This is a genomic window from uncultured Massilia sp., assembly GCF_913773735.1.
Taxonomy (GTDB): domain Bacteria; phylum Pseudomonadota; class Gammaproteobacteria; order Burkholderiales; family Burkholderiaceae_D; genus Telluria.
Genome location: NZ_CAJYEB010000023.1, coordinates 52463 through 70082, shown reverse-complemented (window position 1 = coordinate 70082; position 17620 = coordinate 52463). Strand labels below are relative to the sequence as shown.

General features: G+C 69.4%; 18 protein-coding genes. 9 read left to right on the top strand and 9 right to left on the bottom strand.

What is annotated here, in order from left to right; translation table 11 throughout:
• Nucleotides 1–103 precede the first annotated feature (103 nt).
• From QZ749_RS10035 to QZ749_RS10015, 5 genes are all read left to right on the top strand, one after another.
• Nucleotides 104–1048, top strand: a complete 945-nt coding sequence (locus QZ749_RS10035) for a hydrogen peroxide-inducible genes activator (protein WP_296946089.1) — start codon at nucleotides 104–106, stop codon at nucleotides 1046–1048.
• Between the two features lie 145 nt (nucleotides 1049–1193).
• Nucleotides 1194–2048: a 4-hydroxybenzoate octaprenyltransferase gene (gene ubiA, locus QZ749_RS10030; RefSeq protein WP_296946086.1), complete on the top strand. Its 855-nt coding sequence runs from the start codon at nucleotides 1194–1196 to the stop codon at nucleotides 2046–2048.
• A gap of 39 nt (nucleotides 2049–2087) precedes the next feature.
• Entirely contained in the window at nucleotides 2088–2408 is a 321-nt protein-coding gene (locus tag QZ749_RS10025) for a YqjD family protein (protein WP_296946084.1), read from the top strand.
• Nucleotides 2408–2815: a phage holin family protein gene (locus tag QZ749_RS10020; protein WP_296946082.1), complete on the top strand. Its 408-nt coding sequence runs from the start codon at nucleotides 2408–2410 to the stop codon at nucleotides 2813–2815. Before QZ749_RS10025 ends, QZ749_RS10020 begins: the two co-directional genes overlap by 1 nt.
• A complete protein-coding gene (locus QZ749_RS10015; protein WP_296946080.1) occupies nucleotides 2808–3098 on the top strand; it encodes a hypothetical protein in 291 nt (96 codons plus the stop codon). The genes QZ749_RS10020 and QZ749_RS10015 overlap by 8 nt, the downstream gene beginning before the upstream one ends.
• Nucleotides 3099–3196: 98 nt before the next feature.
• On the opposite strand, the gene proC is transcribed toward QZ749_RS10015, so the two are convergent.
• Both proC and QZ749_RS10005 read right to left on the bottom strand, forming a co-directional pair.
• Nucleotides 3197–4009 carry a pyrroline-5-carboxylate reductase gene (proC, locus tag QZ749_RS10010; protein ID WP_296946077.1) on the bottom strand — a complete coding sequence of 271 codons (813 nt, stop codon included), beginning with the start codon at nucleotides 4007–4009 and terminating at the stop codon, nucleotides 3197–3199.
• Nucleotides 4010–4028: 19 nt separating this feature from the next.
• Nucleotides 4029–4730: a YggS family pyridoxal phosphate-dependent enzyme gene (locus QZ749_RS10005; protein WP_296946074.1), complete on the bottom strand. Its 702-nt coding sequence runs from the start codon at nucleotides 4728–4730 to the stop codon at nucleotides 4029–4031.
• 77 nt (nucleotides 4731–4807) lie between these two features.
• Between QZ749_RS10005 and QZ749_RS10000 the strand changes: the two genes are divergently transcribed.
• The 3 genes from QZ749_RS10000 to QZ749_RS09990 all read left to right on the top strand — a co-directional run bounded on the left by QZ749_RS10000 (nucleotide 4808) and on the right by QZ749_RS09990 (nucleotide 7636).
• A complete protein-coding gene (locus QZ749_RS10000; protein ID WP_296946071.1) occupies nucleotides 4808–5851 on the top strand; it encodes a type IV pilus twitching motility protein PilT in 1044 nt (347 codons plus the stop codon).
• A gap of 19 nt (nucleotides 5852–5870) precedes the next feature.
• Nucleotides 5871–7007 (top strand): PilT/PilU family type 4a pilus ATPase, encoded by a 1137-nt coding sequence (locus tag QZ749_RS09995; protein ID WP_296946068.1) that lies wholly within the window; start codon nucleotides 5871–5873, stop codon nucleotides 7005–7007.
• A gap of 143 nt (nucleotides 7008–7150) precedes the next feature.
• Nucleotides 7151–7636, top strand: coding sequence for a glutathione peroxidase (locus QZ749_RS09990; protein WP_296946065.1), 486 nt, complete (start codon nucleotides 7151–7153; stop codon nucleotides 7634–7636).
• A gap of 12 nt (nucleotides 7637–7648) precedes the next feature.
• Here QZ749_RS09990 and QZ749_RS09985 read toward each other — a convergent pair whose 3' ends face one another.
• Both QZ749_RS09985 and QZ749_RS09980 read right to left on the bottom strand, forming a co-directional pair.
• The gene (locus QZ749_RS09985) at nucleotides 7649–8659 is read right to left on the bottom strand and encodes a S9 family peptidase (RefSeq protein ID WP_296946063.1); all 1011 of its coding nucleotides are present in this window, start codon (nucleotides 8657–8659) and stop codon (nucleotides 7649–7651) included.
• A gap of 76 nt (nucleotides 8660–8735) precedes the next feature.
• The gene (locus tag QZ749_RS09980) at nucleotides 8736–9353 is read right to left on the bottom strand and encodes a helix-turn-helix transcriptional regulator (protein WP_296946060.1); all 618 of its coding nucleotides are present in this window, start codon (nucleotides 9351–9353) and stop codon (nucleotides 8736–8738) included.
• Between the two features lie 67 nt (nucleotides 9354–9420).
• On the opposite strand from QZ749_RS09980, the gene QZ749_RS09975 reads away from it, so the two are divergent.
• Entirely contained in the window at nucleotides 9421–10731 is a 1311-nt protein-coding gene (locus QZ749_RS09975) for a S41 family peptidase (RefSeq protein ID WP_296946057.1), read from the top strand.
• A gap of 10 nt (nucleotides 10732–10741) precedes the next feature.
• Here the strand turns inward: QZ749_RS09975 and QZ749_RS09970 are convergent, their stop codons facing one another.
• The 5 genes from QZ749_RS09970 to glcE all read right to left on the bottom strand — a co-directional run bounded on the left by QZ749_RS09970 (nucleotide 10742) and on the right by glcE (nucleotide 17535).
• Entirely contained in the window at nucleotides 10742–12790 is a 2049-nt protein-coding gene (locus tag QZ749_RS09970; protein WP_296946054.1) for a glycoside hydrolase family 97 protein, read from the bottom strand.
• A 137-nt stretch (nucleotides 12791–12927) separates the two neighbouring features.
• Nucleotides 12928–13242 (bottom strand): hypothetical protein, encoded by a 315-nt coding sequence (locus QZ749_RS09965; protein ID WP_296946052.1) that lies wholly within the window; start codon nucleotides 13240–13242, stop codon nucleotides 12928–12930.
• Between the two features lie 92 nt (nucleotides 13243–13334).
• Nucleotides 13335–15119, bottom strand: a complete 1785-nt coding sequence (locus QZ749_RS09960; protein ID WP_296946049.1) for an FAD-binding oxidoreductase — start codon at nucleotides 15117–15119, stop codon at nucleotides 13335–13337.
• Between the two features lie 120 nt (nucleotides 15120–15239).
• Nucleotides 15240–16472 (bottom strand): glycolate oxidase subunit GlcF, encoded by a 1233-nt coding sequence (gene glcF / locus QZ749_RS09955; RefSeq protein ID WP_296946046.1) that lies wholly within the window; start codon nucleotides 16470–16472, stop codon nucleotides 15240–15242.
• A 1-nt stretch (nucleotide 16473) separates the two neighbouring features.
• The gene (gene glcE, locus QZ749_RS09950) at nucleotides 16474–17535 is read right to left on the bottom strand and encodes a glycolate oxidase subunit GlcE (RefSeq protein ID WP_296946043.1); all 1062 of its coding nucleotides are present in this window, start codon (nucleotides 17533–17535) and stop codon (nucleotides 16474–16476) included.
• Between the last annotated feature and the right edge of the window lie 85 nt (nucleotides 17536–17620).

Genomic DNA, 17620 nt, shown 5'->3' with positions numbered 1-17620 from the left:
CCGGCGCGGCCATTATATCGGCAGCTTTGATTGTAAAATAGTGTGTATCTGCCCAAATAATCAGCAGGCGTGTCGTTCGCGATACGCCCAGCCAGCCCGACCCATGACCCTGACCGAACTGAAATACATCGTCGCCGTCGCCCGCGCCCGCCACTTCGGCCATGCCGCCGAATCCTGCTTCGTGGCGCAGCCCACGCTGTCCGTCGCCATCAAGAAGCTGGAGGACGAGCTCGGCGTCACACTGTTCGAGCGCGGCGGCTCGGAAGTGTCGGTGACGCCGCTGGGCGCCCAGATCGTGGCCCAGGCCGAGCGCGTGCTCGAGCAGACGGCGGCCATCAAGGAACTGGCCAAGCAGAACAAGGACCCGCTGTCCGGCCCGCTGCGCCTGGGCGTGATCTACACCATCGGCCCCTACCTGCTGCCGCCGCTGGTGAAGAACCTGATCGAGAACGTGCCGCAGATGCCGCTGGTGCTGCAGGAGAACTTCACCGTCAAGCTGCTCGACATGCTGCGCCAGGGCGAGCTGGACGCCGCCATCATGGCCCTGCCGCTGCCCGAGCACGGCATGGCCGTGCAGGCGCTGTACGACGAGCCGTTCGTCGTCGCCATGCCCAAGGACCATGCCTGGGCCAGGCGCCGCGACATCTCGGCCGAGGACCTCAAGAGCGAGACCATGCTGCTGCTGGGCACCGGCCACTGCTTCCGCGACCAGGTGCTGGAAGTCTGCCCGGAGATGGCGCGCTTCTCGTCGAACCCCGGCAACGGCATGCAGCGCACCTTCGAGGGCTCGTCGCTGGAAACGATCCGCCACATGGTCGCCAGCGGCATCGGCCTGACGGTCCTGCCGCGCGCCTCGGTGCCGGACATGAAGGACCCGAACGGCATGCTGACCTTCGTCCCGTTCCAGGAACCGGCGCCGTCGCGCCGCGTGGTGATCGTCTGGCGCAAGAGTTTCACGCGCCGCGCGGCGATCGACGCGGTGGTCAACGCGGTGGCCGAGTGCCGGCTGCCCGGCGTGGAGATGGTCACGCTGCCGGCCGCGGCATAGTCCGCCGCACCCGCCCCGGCGCAGGGCGGACCCCGACGGCGTGCCGCCGTCCGCGCATGCGGGAGCGCCCCCGGCCGGCGCCGGGACGACGTGGTTGCGCGGCGGCACGCTACAATTCGGATTTGCAGATCACTTCCGAGTTTCCATGACCAAGCTGGCGCTGTACTTCCGCCTCATCCGGGCCGACAAGCCGATCGGCATCCTGCTGCTGCTCTGGCCCACGCTGTGGGCATTGTGGATGGCCTCCGGCGGCCGCCCCGAACCGCTGTACGTCGTCATCTTCGTGCTCGGCACCGCCCTGATGCGCTCGGCCGGCTGCGCCATCAACGACTATGCCGACCGCGACTTCGACCGCCACGTCAAGCGCACCGTCGACCGCCCGCTGACCAGCGGCCGCATCAAGGGCTGGGAGGCGCTGATGGTGGCCGCCGTGCTGGCCATCGTCTCCTTCCTGCTGATCCTGCCGCTGAACACGCTGACCAAGCAGCTGTCCGTGGTCGCCGTGATCGTGGCCGGCAGCTATCCCTATTTCAAGCGCTTCTTCGCCATCCCCCAGGCCTACCTGGGCATCGCGTTCGGCTTCGGCATCCCGATGGCCTTCGCCGCCGTGCAGGGCGCGGTCCCGGCCGTGGCCTGGTGGCTGCTGGTGGCGAACGTGTTCTGGGCCGTGGCCTACGACACCGAGTACGCGATGGTGGACCGCGACGACGACCTCAAGATCGGCATCCGCACCTCGGCCATCACCTTCGGCCGCCACGACGTCGCCGCCGTGATGCTGTGCTACGCCGTGGCGCTGGGCATCGACCTGGTGTGCGGCTGGATGCTGGGCCTGCGCTGGTGGTTCGTCGGCGGCGTCGTCGTGGCGGCCGGCATGGCGCTCTACCACTACACGCTGATCCGCGGGCGCGACCGCATGCGCTGCTTTGCCGCCTTCCGCCACAACAACTGGTTGGGTGCGGCACTGTTCGCGGGAGTCGCGCTAGACTATGCATTAGGTTAATATTATTCAATACACCATAAACACCTCGAGAGGCACCCCATGATGGAAAAAATCCCGACCCAGACCGGCGCACGCGACCAACTGCTGTCCGACCTGAAAACCGTCATCCACGACGCCGAATCGTGGCTGCGCCACAGCGGCCAGATGACCGGCGAAGAGTTCAAGGCGGCCAAGGCCAAGTTCGAGCGCACCCTGGTCCAGGCCAAGGAAGACATCATCCGCCTGGAAGAAGCCGTCGTCGAAAAGACCAAGGTCGCCGCCAAGGCCACCGACGAATACGTCAAGGAAAACCCGTGGAAGGCCGTCGGCCTGGGCACCGCCGTCGGTGTCGTGATCGGCATGCTGATCGCCCGTAAATAATGGCCATCTTCGCGGCCGCGGGCCGCGCGGCGTCGACCGTGGTGGCCATGGCGGCCACCCGGCTCGAACTGGCCGCCGTCGAGTTCCAGGAAGACGCGCGCCGCCTGCTCGGCCACGTCGTACTGTCGCTGCTGGCCGCGTTCCTGCTGGCGGCGGCCTTCATGCTGGGCGCGTTCTTCGTGATCCTGCTGTTCTGGGACAGCTATCCGCTGCAGGCCACGGCCGGCATGGCGATCCTGTTCGCGCTAGTGGCCGCGGCGATCCTGCTGAAGGTGCGCGCCGCGCTGAACGCCCAGCCGCCGCTGCTGTCGGCCACGCTGGCCGAACTGCGCAAGGACGCCGACTACGTGCGCCAGGCGGCCGCCATCCGCGCCGCCGAGGCGAATGCGGGAGCCCACCATGACTAAACCCTCGCTCGCGCAACGCCGCGCGCAACTGGTCGCCGAGTGCGCCGAACAGCGCGCCGGCCTGGCCGACGCGCTGCTGGCGCTGCGGCCGTCGAACGCGCTCGGCCATCCGGTGGCCGGCTTCGTCGTCGGCAACAAGAAGCTGGTGCTGGGCACTGCAGCAACTGCCCTGGGGCTGCTGCTGGCCAAGCGCAAGCGGCTCGCCGGGCTGGCCGGCGCGCTCATGTCCGGCGTGGGCATGGTGCGCAATGTGCTGGGCGTCGTGCGCCAGTTCAGGCGCTAGCGCCGCCGGTCGTCGCCCCGGCGCAGGCCGGGGTCCAATTTGCAGGCATGCCACGAACTTGGGCCCCGGCCTGCGCCGGGGCGACGTATCAGGGGTGCTTACTTCCCCAGTTCCTCGCCCAATTCCCTGCCCCGCGCCGCCGCCGCCTTCATGGCCGCGACGATCGCCTCCTTCACGCCCGCCGCCTCCATGCTGGAAATGGCCGCATGCGTGGTCCCGCCCTTCGACGTCACGCGCTGGCGCAGCACTTCCACGCCCTCGTCCGATTGCGCCGCCAGCTGGGCCGCGCCGGTGAACGTGGCCAGGGCCAGCGCCCTGCCCTGCTCCGCCGACAGGCCCATGTCGCGCGCGGCCTGCTGCATCGCCTCGAGGAAGTAGAACACGTAGGCGGGACCGCTGCCCGACACCGCCGTCACCGGATCGATCAGGCTTTCCTCGTCCAGCCACACGGTCAGGCCGACGGCGCGCATGATGCTGTCGGCCGCTTCCTTCTGCGCCGCGCCGACGCCCGCCAGCGCCACCATGCCGGTGACGCCCTGCCCGATCAACGCCGGCGTGTTCGGCATCGTGCGCACGATGGCGCCGTAGCCGCCCAGCCAGCGCGACAGGTCTTCGGCGCGGATGCCGGCGGCGATCGACAGCAGCAGCGGGCCGCCCGACAGCTGCGACTGCAGGTGGAGGGCGACGTCGCGCATCTGCTGCGGCTTCACGGCCAGCACGATCACGTCGCTGGCCGCGACGGTGGCGCCGATGTCCGGCGCGCTCGTCACGCCGTAGGCCGCATGCAGGCGCTGCAGCGCTTCCGGCTCCGGATCGACCACGTGGATGTCCGCGCCCTGCGCCACATTGCCGGCCAGGCCCGCGATGAGGGCAGTCGCCATGTTGCCGCCGCCGATGAAACTGATCTTCATGGGAGTCCCCGTTCTATGTTCATTCGTAATGGCGCGCGCCGAAGATGGCGCTGCCGACGCGCACGATGGTCGCGCCTTCCATGACGGCCGCGCCCATGTCGGCCGACATGCCCATCGACAGCGTGTCGACGGCGATGCCGGCCTTGCCGAGTTCCTGCGCCAGCGCGCGCAGGCGGGCGAAGGGCGCGCGCTGCAGCGCCGGGTCGGCCTGCGGTTCCGGGATCGCCATCAGGCCGCGCAGGCGCAGGTTCGGCAGCGCCGCCACGGCCTGCGCGAGCGCCGGCAGTTCGTCCGGACGCACGCCGCTCTTGCTGGCTTCGCCGCTGATGTTCACCTGCAGGCAGACGTTCAGGATGCCGCGCTCGGGCGGGCGCTGCTCGGCCAGGCGCTGGGCGATCTTGAGGCGGTCGACCGTGTGCACCCAGTCGAAGTGCGTCGCGATCGGGCGCGTCTTGTTGCTCTGGATCGGGCCGATGAAATGCCATTCCAGCCGCAGTTCCGGTCGCGCTTTCGCCACAGCGGCGATCTTGTCGACGCCCTCCTGCAGGTAGTTTTCGCCGAAGGCGCGCTGGCCGCTGGCGGCCGCCTCCAGCACGGCTTGCGCAGGGAAGGTCTTCGACACGGCCAGCAATTGGACCGCCGAACGCGGCCGTCCGGCGGCCAGGCAGGCGGCCTCGATTGTCGCTTCGACAGCTTGCAAGTTCGCGGCGATTGTGGACATAATGGTTTTCTGTAGGAAATATTTTTCAGTTACAAGCGCCCCGGCGGAACGGCTGCGCCAGGGCCCAAGGATTATAAATGGACATTTCGGAACTGCTTGCTTTCTCCGTGAAGAACAAGGCGTCGGACCTGCACCTGTCGGCCGGCCTGCCGCCGATGATCCGCGTGCATGGCGACGTGCGCCGCATCAACCTGCCGCCGCTGGAGCACAAGGACGTGCACGGCATGATCTATGACATCATGAACGACGGCCAGCGCAAGCAGTACGAGGAGATGCTGGAGTGCGACTTCTCGTTCGCCATTCCGGGCCTGGCGCGCTTTCGCGTGAACGCCTTCAATCAGGAGCGCGGCGCGTCCGCCGTGATGCGCACGATCCCGTCCAAGATCCTGACGCTGGAAGAGCTGAACGCGCCGAAGATCTTCACCGAACTGGCCATGCGTCCGCGCGGCCTGGTGCTGGTGACCGGCCCGACCGGCTCCGGCAAGTCGACCACGCTGGCCGCGATGGTCAACCACCTGAACGAGAACGAATACGGCCACATCCTCACCATCGAGGACCCGATCGAATTCGTGCACGAATCGAAGAAGTGCCTGATCAACCAGCGCGAGGTCGGCCCGCACACGCTGTCCTTCAACAACGCGCTGCGTTCGGCGCTGCGCGAAGACCCGGACGCGATCCTGGTCGGCGAGCTGCGCGACCTGGAGACGATCCGCCTGGCGCTGTCGGCCGCCGAGACCGGCCACCTGGTGTTCGGCACGCTGCACACCTCGTCGGCCGCCAAGACCATCGACCGTATCGTCGACGTGTTCCCGGCCGAGGAAAAGGAGATGGTGCGGGCGATGCTGTCGGAATCGCTGCAGGCCGTGATCTCGCAGACCCTGCTCAAGACCAAGGACGGTTCCGGCCGCGTGGCCGCGCACGAGATCATGATCGGCACGCCGGCGATCCGCAACCTGATCCGCGAAGCCAAGATCGCCCAGATGTACTCGGCGATCCAGACCGGCTCGAACGTCGGCATGCAGACGCTGGACCAGAACCTGACGGACCTGGTGCGCCGCAACGTCATCTCCTCGGCCGCCGCGCGCGCCGCCGCCAAGATCCCGGAAAACTTTCCCGGCTAAGTCATAGGAAGAACGCACGATGGAACGCGACCAGGCCTCCAAATTCATGTTCGACCTGCTGCGCCTGATGGTGAGCAAGGGCGGCTCCGACCTGTTCATCACGACGGGCTTCCCGCCGGCGATCAAGATCGACGGCCGCATGACGCCGGTGTCGAACCAGGCCCTCGGCGCCTCGCACACGGCCGACCTGGCGCGCGCCATCATGAACGACAAGCAGGCCGCCGGCTTCGAGCTGACCAAGGAAGCCAATTTCGCGATCAGCCCGGGCGACCTGGGACGCTTCCGCGTCTCGGCCTTCATGCAGATGGGCGCCGTGGGCATGGTGCTGCGCGTGATCACGACGACGATCCCGAAGTTCGACGACCTGGAACTGCCGGACGTGCTGAAGGACGTGGTGATGACCAAGCGCGGCCTGGTGATCATGGTCGGCGCCACCGGCTCGGGCAAGTCGACGACGCTGGCGGCGATGGTCGGCTACCGCAACGAGAACAGCTACGGCCACATCATCACCATCGAGGACCCGGTCGAATTCGTCCATCCGCACAAGAACTGCGTGATCACGCAGCGCGAGGTCGGCGTCGACACCGACAGCTTCGAGGCGGCGCTGAAGAACTCGCTGCGCCAGGCGCCGGACGTGATCCAGATCGGCGAGATCCGCGACCGCGAGACGATGGAACACGCGATCGCCTTCGCCGAGACCGGCCACCTGTGCCTGGCCACGCTGCACGCCAACAGCGCCAACCAGGCACTCGACCGCATCATCAACTTCTTCCCCGAAGAGCGCCGGCAGCAGCTCCTGATGGATCTGTCGCTGAACCTGAAGGGCCTGATCTCGCAGCGCCTGGTCCCGAAGAAGGAAGCGAAGGGACGCGTGGTCGCCATCGAGATCATGCTCAATTCGCCGCTGGTCTCGGACCTGATCTTCAAGGGCGAGGTCCACGAGATCAAGGAAATCATGAAGAAGTCGCGCGAGCTGGGCATGCAGACCTTCGACCAGGCCCTGTTCGACCTGTACGAGGCCGACAAGATCTCCTACGAGGACGCGCTGCGCAACGCCGACTCCGTCAACGACCTGCGCCTGAACATCAAGCTCAACAGCAAGCATGCGAAGGACCGCGACCTGACCGCCGGCACCCAGCACCTGGGCCTCGTGTGACGCCTGGTGCGCCAGGGGTCAGAGCCCGGTTTTGCTTTCCAAGGGCTCTGACCCCGGTTTTCGGCCGCGACGCCTGCAACGCACGCATCGCCGCTTTGCTCTACACTCTTGCATCGAAATTCATCCCGCTGCAGGAGACAACCATGAACGTATTCGACTTCCAGGCCACCTCGCTCGCCGGCCAGCCGGTCGACCTGGGCGCTTACCGCGGCAAGGTCCTGCTGGTCGTGAACACCGCCAGCAAGTGCGGCTTCACGCCGCAATACCAGGGCCTGGAAAAGGTCTACCGCGAGCTGCACGCGCGCGGCCCCGGCTTCGAGGTGCTGGGCTTCCCCTGCGACCAGTTCGGCCACCAGGAACCGGGCAGCGACGCCGAGATCGGCGCCTTCTGCGAAAAGCACTACGGCGTCACCTTCCCCATGTTCGCCAAGATCGACGTCAACGGCGAGCAAGCGCATCCGCTCTGGAAGCACCTGAAGGAAACGGCGCCGGGCGTGCTGGGAACGGAGGCCATCAAGTGGAACTTCACCAAGTTCCTGGTCGGACGCGACGGCAAGGTCATCCACCGCTATGCGCCGACCACCAAGCCGGAAGAGATCGCGGACGATATCGAGAAGGCGCTGCAGTAGTGCCGGACGGCTTCAGCGCCGTTCGAACCACGCCATGATGGCGTCGTACTCGCGCTGCAGCCGCTGCCCGGTTTCCTCCATCGACAGCCCTTCCTCCACCAGGCCGTGCCCGACGTCCGGGATACGCCGGAAGGTCACGTCGCGTCCCTGCGTGCGCAGTTGCGCGTACAGCGCCTCGGTGGACAGGATCGGCACGGCCTCGTCGCGCATGCCGCTCACCAGATAGACGCGGGCGCGCGAACGCGCCAGTTCCGCGGCGGTGGAATGGGCGAAGAAGCTGCTCCAGCGCAGGTAGGTATGCCCCCACATGAACTTGCTCGTGCTGCGCGGATCGGCGGCGATGGCGGCGTATTGCGCGTCGAGTTCCTGCAGGCGCTCCAGCTTGTCGTCGTCGCTGGCGTCCGCGCGATGGATGCCGGCGGCGAAGTCGAACAACTGGCTCGGCCCGTTCGCGCCGACCAGGGCCACGTCGGTCACCGCGGGCATCGCGCGGGCCAGCGCGGCCGCCATCGGCGCGCCTTCGGAGAGGCCGATCACGAGCACGCGGCGCGCGTCCACCTCCGGCCGGCCCAAGGCATGGCGCAGCGCCGTCTCGAGGGTGGCCAGCCAGGTGTTGAAGGAAAAATGGTCGTTGAAGGCGGCGCCGCAGCCGTTCGCAACACCCTTCCCTTCCGGCGGCGGCGCGTCCGGCTGGTAGGGCTTGTCGACCGACATCACGGCGTAGCGCCCCTGCGCGGCGAGCTGCACCCACGAATAGATCGTGGACGAACGGTTGTCCGTTCCCAGCCCGCTGAACGGCGGCAGGCAGCCCGACCCCTGGATGTAGAGCACGAGCGGCGCGCGCTGCGCGGGCTTCGACAGGTAGTAGCGCACCGGCGCACGCCCGTCCTCGTGCAGGGTCAGGCGCGCCAGCTGCAGCCTGGGCGTATCGAAACGTTCTTCCTGCACGCGCGGGCCGGCGGCGTGGGCGCTGCCGCAGGCCAGCACGGCCGCGAGGAGGATGGGCGACGAGGTGATGCGCATGGATTTCCTTCGATGGCTGAATCCCCGATAGTGCCACGCAATGGCGGGCGCAAACCTATCGAATCGTCACGGGGCGTCAAGCTTCCTGCTGGCCGCGCCGCTTGGGCAGCGCGGCATGCGGTGCCAGCACGAACGCGCAGCTCATCAGGCGGCTGCGTTCGTCCGAGCGCGGGCGGCTCATCAGCTCGCACAGGCGTTCCAGCAAGCCGTTGACCTCTTCCAGTTCCGCCTGCGTCAGCCAGGCCTTGTTGCGCGCCGCCCATAACTCGCGCACAGGACCGGCGCCAACGACGTCCTCCATCTCCAGCGCCTCACCGAAATCCTTTTCCGCCACCTGCAGCAGACCGTGCGCGAACTTGCGCAGGGCCGCGGCATGGGGCGCGCTACCGGTGCGGTAGGCGAGCCGCAGGGGCTGGACGCCATCCCCCGCCAGGCGGTAGCGGCGCTCGCTGCCTTCCCCGGCGCCCGCATCGACGACCAGCCCGGCCTTGCACAGGATCTTCAGGTGATAGTACAGGCCGTCCGCATGGCGTCCCATCTGCAGCGCGAGTTCCGCTACACCGGCCTCGCCGCCGAGCGCGGCCAGCATGTCGACGATTTCCTGGCGCAGCGGGGCGGACAGCACGTCGATCAGGTCCGGGGCGTCGATCGCCCGGTAGTCGATAGTGCGGTCATCAATGGCGCGCTTTTTCATGGCTTCTCTTTTTGTTGAAAAACACCTATATTATTTCAACAAACAACGACATGCACAAGCGACTTCCATGACAACACTCCGACACATGTTCGCCCGCTGGGTCCTGGCCTGCCTACTTGTCCCGGCAACGGCATCGGCCGCCGGCCAGGCCCCGATCGACGCCGCCGGGTTCCGCGACGACATCGCCTTCATCCGCCACACGATCATGCGCGTGCATCCGGATCCGGGCTTTTCGGTCGATCCCGCCGCGCTGGACCGCGCACTGGATGCGCTCGCGGCCGATGTGCCGCCGACCATGACGCGCGACGACGCCTGGCGCCGCCTGGCGACGCTCAACCCGCTGCTCGCCGACGCCCACCTGTTCGTCGGCCATGCGGACTGGCGCGCCGACACCATGGCCCATCTGGCGGCCGGCGGCACGCTGTTCCCGTACGAAGTCGACATCGGCGTGGACGGCACGCTGTCGATCCGCGCCGCGTTGGGCGGCGGCGCGACGCCCCTGGCAGGCACGCGCATCCTGGCCATCGACGGCGTGCCGGCCACGGCGGCGGTAGCCGACCTGTCCGCCCTGGTGCATGGCGACACCCCGCTGTTCCGCGCCGCGCTGCTGGCGCGGCGCTGGTGGCTGTACCACTGGAAGACTTGCGGCAGCCCCGCGCGCTACCGCCTGCGGCTGCAAGACGGCGCCCGGCAATGGACGATGGACGTCGCCGCCGCCACGGCCGTTCCCGCGCTGCTGCGCGACGATGGCGACTTCGCGCGCCGGTTCCGCATCGATATCCGTCCCGGCGCGCGCGCGGTGCTCACGGTGGGCTCCTTGGACGGCGCGTTCCGGGAGCGCTTCCTGTCGTTCACGCGCGCGGCGTTCGCGCGCATGCGCGAGGAAGGCGTGAGCGCGCTGACGATCGACGTGTCGGAAAACGGCGGTGGCGATGATGCGCTGTGGCTGGACGGCCTGATGCCGTACCTGGCGATGCGGCCCTACCGCACCGGTTCGACCTACGTGAAGACGGTGCTCGAACCCGACGCCGCGCGCGGCGAGACGGCGGGCCAGGTCGTGCATGGGGAGATCGGGACCTGGCGCCAGCCCGACATGGACAATCCCCTGCGCTTTCGCGGCAAGGTAAGCGTGGCGATCGGACCGTCGACCTATTCCTCGGCGGTCCTGTTCGCCAACGTGATGCGGGATTTCGGTTTCGGCACGCTGGCCGGTATCGGTGGGGCCGCCCGCCGCACGCAGTCGGGCGGCATCCGGAGATTCGTGCTGCCGCACAGCGGCCTCGTCCTGTGGGTGCCGCGCTTCGTGCTCGCGCCGCCGGCCGGCGCGGCGCGCGATGCGCTGCTCGTTCCTGCGGCGCCGGCCATCCAGCAGCCGTAGGAACGGCGCCTCAATGCTTCGGCGCGAACCGGATCGCCTGCCCGCCGCCCGGCGCCAGCTTCAGTTGCAGCGTGTCGCGCGCCGTCACCGTCCGCTTCTCGACGACGAGGTCGAAACGGTGCTCGTTGCGGTAGTCGGCCTGGTCGCCGTCGCGGTAGATCTCGGCCACGTAGTCCTTGCCGGCGTCGAGGAAGGACAGCGGCAGCGGCAGCGTGCGCGCCTCGCCGTCGGTGACGGCGCCGACGTACCAGTCGTCCGAATGGCGGTCCTTGCGCGCCATGGTCGCGTACTCGCCCACCGCGCCGTTCAGGACGCGGGTATCGTCCCAGTCGGTCGGCACGTCCTTGATGAACTTGAAGGCCTTCGGGTACTTGGCGTAGTTTTCCGGGATGTCGGCCGCCATCGCGATCGGCGAGTAGATCACGACGAAGTTGGCGAGCTGCTTGGCCTGCGTCGAATTGAACACCTTGCCCTCGGCGCCGACCAGGCTCAGGACGCCCGGCGTGTAGTCCATCGGGCCGCTGAGCATGCGCGTGAACACCAGCTTGGCCTCGTGGTCGACCGGATTGACCGGGTTGCCCCAGGCGTTGTACTCGACGCCGCGCGCGCCTTCGCGCGACAGCCAGTTCGGGTAGGTGCGGCGCAGGCCGGTGTCCTTGATCGGCTCGTGGGTATCCACCGCGATGCGATGGCGCGCCGCCTCCGTCACCGCCTTCTGGAAGTGGCGAACGCCATCCTGCGAATCGTAGTTGCCGTAGTACGGCTTGCCGTCGGCGCCGGGGAACAGCATCGTGCCCGCCTCGTGCACGTAGCCCGACTTGACGCTGTCCACGCCCAGTGCGGCATACAGCGCATACGCATCGTCCATCTGCCCTTCGTAGGCGACCAGGTTGGCGCCCGTCTCGTGGTGGCCGATCAGGCGCACGCCCTTCTTTTTGGCGTAGGCGGCCAGCGCCGGCAGGTCGAAGTCGGGATACGGCCTGGTGAAGCTGAAGTCGGCGCCGCCGTGGCCCCAGTTGCTTTCCCAGCCCTGGTTCCAGCCTTCGACCAGCACGCCGCGGAACCCGTTCTTCGCGGCGAAGTCGATGTAGCGCCTGGTGTTCTTCGTCGTGGCGCCGTGGCGCTCGCCCGCGTTCCACGTGGTCTGCTGCAGGTGCATGCTCCACCACACGCCGACGAACTTCGACGGCTTGACCCAGGAAACGTCGCCCAGCTTGTTCGGCTCGTTCAGGTTCAGTTCGAGGTCGGACATGTACAGGCCGGCCGCGTCGTCGGCGATGCGCAGCGTGCGCCAGGGCGTCGTGAAGGCGCCGTGGCGCACGACGGCGGCCCCGCGGCTCGACGGCGCCAGCTGCGCGCGCAGCAACTGGCCGTCCACCTTGCGCACCCACATCGATGCGTAGTCGACCAGCGCCGCCTCGTGGATGGCGACGTGGGTGCCGTCCTCCAGGCGCATCGTCAGCGGGGTGTTGGCGGTGCCGATTTCCTTCAGCGGCGCCTTGCGCACCAGCTCTTCCAGGCCCGGCAGCTCGCCGGCCGGGATCCACCAGGCGGTGGCCGGCTGGGCCACCGCGAATTCGGTCAGCTCGTCCGTGATCTCGACGTCGCGCAGTTGCGGCTGTTCGGGGAATTCGTAGCGGAAGCCCACGCCGTCGTCGTAGACGCGGAACACCACGGCCAGCGCGCGCTGGTCGCGTTCCTTCTGTTCGAGTTCGACGCGCAGTTCGCGGTAGTGGTTGCGCACGTGGCGGCGCTCGCCCCACGGCTGTTCCCAGGTGTCGTCATGCTCGCTGACGCGGGTGTCGCGCACGCTGAAGCCGCCGTCCAGCTTCCAGGCATTGGCGAGGTTGAAGCCCAGGCGCGACGGCGCGATGATGTCCTTGCCCTTGCGCTTGATGTCGTAGCCGAGCCGGCCCGTCGGGCCGAGCTGGACCTCCACGCTCAATGCGCCGTCCGGCGACGTCGCGCTGCCGACGACCTCCTGCGCCCGGGCGACCGGGCCGGCCATGGAACTCGTCAGGACCGCGACGGCGGCGGCGGAAAGAAAGCGGATGCGCATCGATATTGTCTCCATGGGATGCCAGCTTTGACAATCCGGCAATTTCAAGAGATGAAATAGTACACCAGCGCTTGTCCGGTTCCGCCCCGCCGGGCGGCCGAATCTTCAGGTTGCATTCAGGCCCGCGCGCCAGGGATTCAGCGCGTCTCGACGCGCGCCGAGGCGTGGATGACGCAGCCCCGGTGCACGTTCTCCAGGAAGCGGATCGCTTCCGACAGGCGGCACGTCGCCGGCAGCATCCGCCCCAGCGATTCGTCGTCGGCCAGCCTGTCGATCCCGTAGGCGATCGCGCGCGAGACGTCGCGCGCCTCGCGGCCGTCGCTGTTGTAGAGCGCGTCGTAGACGCCGATGTCTTCCCACAGCGGTACGTAGCCGGGGCTGATGCTGTCCTGGAAGGCGACCGCCGGCGCCGCATCCTCGTCCTGCGCCATCAGCCGAAACACGAAACTCACGGACGCCTCCTCCAATCGAAAATCCGGCGCCGATGCTACCACCTCCGCACATTTCCTGCTTTCGGCCGCAGGACCGCAGGACCGCCGGCCCGTCAGGCCGGCCTGCGCGTGAAACCGTCGGCGCTCCACGCCTCGCTGCCCACGCCGTGGTGCACGAAGAACAGGCCGTCCGGATCGACGGCGCGCTTGACGCGTGCCAGGCGGGCGTAGTTGCCACCCCAGTAGGCCTGCTGCCAGTCGCGCTGGAAGTAGTCGCTTTCCGACAGGTAGGCGCCGGCGCCGGGGGCGACTTCGAGCAGCGTGTCCATGGCCGCGTGGATGGCGGTGGCGCGCTGGCGGGCGCGCCGTTCGTCCGGCCCGGCGCCCGGCATGCCCGGGAACGCGGGACCGCCGGCGCCGGCGATGATCGCCAGCACGAAGGCGTCGAGCACCGCCGGGTTCATCGCCGTGTCGCGCGTGGCGTCGCGGGCGTCCTGCGCGGCGTCTCCCAGCGCCTTGTTGAAGTGCAGTTCGACGTCCCACTGGGCGGCCGCGCCGCACAGGGCGTCGACCAGGCGGTCCTGGCTGGCGGCGTCCTGCAGCGCGGCCGGCAGCCAGGCCGACCGGTAGCCGTGCAGGAAGCCGCCGGCTTGTTCGCGGTCGCCGGTCCAGACGAAGCGCTCGCCCGCGCCGCGCGGGCCGTCCTCGACCGTCATGGCCCCCGGCAGGTGCGTGGCGTGGTACGCCGGATCCCAGAAATGCCGCGCCGGGATCTGCACGATCAGCGGCTCCTCGAAGCGGTACGCCTTGCGCGCCCGCACCCAGTCGAGGAACGGCGCCCAGATGGCGCGGGCGCGGGCTTCGTCCAGTCCCTGGAACACCATCGACAGCTGCATCCGTCGTCCGCCGCCGCGCAGCGACACGGTCTCGCCCCAATGTTCGTCGCACAGGCTGGCGGCATGGAAGGCCACGAAGCGCGCCACCAGCGCGCGGAAGTCCTCGTCGGTCGTGGCCTCGATCTTGCCGAACACGCCGCCGAAGAAGGCCGGCAGCGCATGCGTGCGCAGGGTCAGGCGGGTCATGATGCCGAAGCTGCTGCCCCCGCCCTTCAATGCCCAGAACAGGTCCGGGTTGGTGGCCGCGTTGGCGATGCGGATCTCGCCGTCGGCCGTGACCACCTCGGCCTCGACCAGGTTGGCGGCGGCCGTGCCGTAGCGCCGCGAGAAGTTGCCGAAGCCGCCGCCCTGCACCAGGCCGGCCACGCCCACCGTCGTGCAGCCGCCGCCCTGCACGTAGCGGCCGCCGCGCGTGGTGACGGCCGCGTACGCCTCGGCCCAGAGCGCGCCGGCGCCGATGCTCACGGCCGGCCCGGCCGTCTCCGGCGCGCAACCGTGGCCGACGAAGGCGTCGTGCATGGCGATGTCGTTCATCGCGCGCGTCCAGACCAGCAGGGAGTCCGGCGCATTCGACGTGCCGAGGTAGCTGTGGCCGCCGCCCTTGACCACCAGGCGCAGCCCGTGCCGGCGCGCGAAGCGCACGGCCGCGGCGACGTCCTGCGCGGTGCGCGCCGCCACCGCGTACGGGCTGACCTGCGAGACCCACGCATCCTGCCAGCCGCTGCTCTGGGTGAGCGCCGGATGGTCGCCGATGTAGTACTGGCTCTGGATGCCCTTCAGCGCCGCGGCGCAGCCGTCCGCGCCGCAGTGCGCGAACGGGGACACGGGCTCGATCAGGCGCCCGCCGGTCTGCACGCCCAGGCGCCGCCATGCCTGCGCGTCCGGCCAGCCCGGCATGCCCGGCCGCACCCGCGACGCCTGCCGCGCCGCCAGCGCGGCGGCCGGCGCCCCGTGCAGCAGCGCCGCCGCCATCGATGCCTTCAATACGTCCCGTCGCTTCATCCCCATCCCTCCCATGCCGTTCGATGCGTCCAGCATGCCGCCCGCGCGCGGGCGATGGCAACCGGTTTGGGGCGAACCGGGCCGCGGCCGGGGCGAACCGGATCGGGCCAGGAGCCGGCGCTAGGAGCCCGCCAGCGCGCGGTCGACCAGTTCGATCCAGTGCGACACGGGCGTGGCGGTTCCCGACTGCAGGTGCGTGATGCAGCCGACGTTGGCGGAGACGATTTCGCGCGCCCCGGTCGCGGCCAGGTTGGCCAGCTTGCGGTCGCGCAGCGCGTGCGCCAGTTCCGGCTGCAGCACGGCATAGGTACCGGCCGAGCCGCAGCACAGGTGGCTGTCGGCGCACAGCACCACGTCGACGCCGGCCGCGCGCAGCACGCCTTCGACCTTGCCGCGGACCTGCTGGCCGTGCTGCAGCGTGCACGGCGGGTGGAAGGCGATCCGCTCCGTCACCCGGCCGGCCATGCGCGCGGCGATCTCGCCCTCGAAGTCGCAGACGATCTCCGCCAGGTCCTTCGTCAGCGCGGCAATGCGCGCCGCCTTCGCCGCATAGGCCGGATCGTGGGCCAGCAGGTGCCCGTATTCCTTGACCGTCACGCCGCAGCCGGACGCCGTCATCGCGATCGCCTCGACCGCGCCGTTCTCGACGTACGGCCACCAGGCGTCGACATTGCGGCGCATGTCGTCCAGGCCGCCGTCCTGGTCGTTCATGTGGAAGCGCACCGCGCCGCAGCAGCCGGCGCGCGGCGCCGCCACCAGCTGCACGCCCAGGGAATCGAGCACGCGCGCCGCGGCGGCGTTGACGTTGGGCGCCATGGCCGGCTGGACGCAGCCGTCCAGCACCAGCATCTTGCGCGCGTGGCTGCGCGTGGGCCACTGCCCCGCCGGGCGCGCCGGTTGCAGCTTGTCGCGCAGCACCGCCGGCAGCAGCGGACGCGCCAGGCGGCCGGCCGCGAACGCCGGTCCGAACACGCCCGGGCGCGGCAGCACTTCCTTGAGCGTCGTGCGCTTGAGGCGTTCGGCCGCCGGACGCGGCACGCGCGCCTCGACGATCCTGCGGCCGATGTCGACCAGGCGGCCGTACTTCACGCCCGAGGGACAGGTACTCTCGCAGTTGCGGCAGGTGAGGCAGCGGTCCAGGTGCAGCTGGGTCTTGCGCGTGGGCGTCTCGCCCTCGAGCACCTGCTTGATCAGGTAGATGCGCCCGCGCGGGCCGTCCAGTTCGTCGCCCAGCAGCTGGTAGGTGGGACAGGTGGCGGTGCAGAAGCCGCAGTGCACGCAGGCGCGCAGGATGGCCTCGGCTTCGTCGCCCTCGCGCGTGCCCTTGATGAAATCGGCGAGATTGGTTTGCATGTCAGCCCATCCTTCCCGGATTGAAGATGCCCGCGGGGTCGAAGCCGGCGCGCAGGCGCGCGTGGATGCGCGCGATGGCCGGCGCCAGCGGCTGGAACACGCCGACGGCCTTGTCGCCGCCGCGGAACAGCGTCGCGTGGCCGCCGCAGGCCGTGGCGGCGGCGCGGATGCGCGCGGCATGCTCCGCGTCGCCGGGCGCGCGCAGCCAGCGCTGCGCCCCGCCCCATTCGACGAGCCGGGGGCCGAGGTGCGCAGCCAGCGGGCCGGCGGTGGACGGCAGCGCCAGCCGCCACAGCGGGGCGTCGCCAAGGAAGAAGGCGTGGCGCTGCTCGCGCAGGTCGTCCCAGAAGGCGGCGCAGTCGGGCATCGTCTCGCCGCCGAGCAGGCGCCGCGCATCCTCGACGGCGGCGCGCGCGCCGGACAGGCGCAGCGCCAGCACGCCGTCGTGCCAGCAGCTGGCCGACAGCGGCAGCGGCCGGCCGGCCCATTCGTTGAGCTTGCGCAGGGCGTCGGCCTCGTCCAGCTCGAAGCGCAGCGTCGCCTCGGCGACGGCGCGCGGCAGCACCTTCACGGAGATTTCCAGCAGCAGCCCCAGCGTGCCGAGCGAGCCGGCCAGCAGGCGCGCCACGTCGTAGCCGGCCACGTTCTTCATCACGCGGCCACCGAAATTCAGGACGTCGCCCTTCCCGTCCAGCAGCTGCGCGCCGAGGACGAAGTCGCGCAGCGCGCCGGCTCCGGTACGACGCGGCCCGGACAGCCCGGCCGCGATCGCGCCGCCGAAGGTGGCGCCGGCGCCGAAGTGCGGCGGCTCGAACGCCAGCATCTGGCCGCAGCGGGCCAGCTCTGCCTCGACCTGCGCGAGCGGCGTGCCGCAGCGCGCCGTGACCACCAGCTCGGTCGGCTCGTAGTCGACGATGCCGGCGTGGGCGCGCGTGTCGAGCACCTCGCCGTCGACCTGCTGTCCATACCAGTCCTTGGTGCCGCCGCCGCGGATGCGCAGGGGGCGCCGCTCCTGCGCGGCGGCCAGTATTCGTTCCCGGAATCCTTCAACGTTCTCCTGCATGTCTCCGTCCTGCTTGTCGTTCTATCGTGTAGGGTGCGCACCCCGTGCGCACCGGGCGTTCGCGTCATGCCGGCGTTTGGTGCGC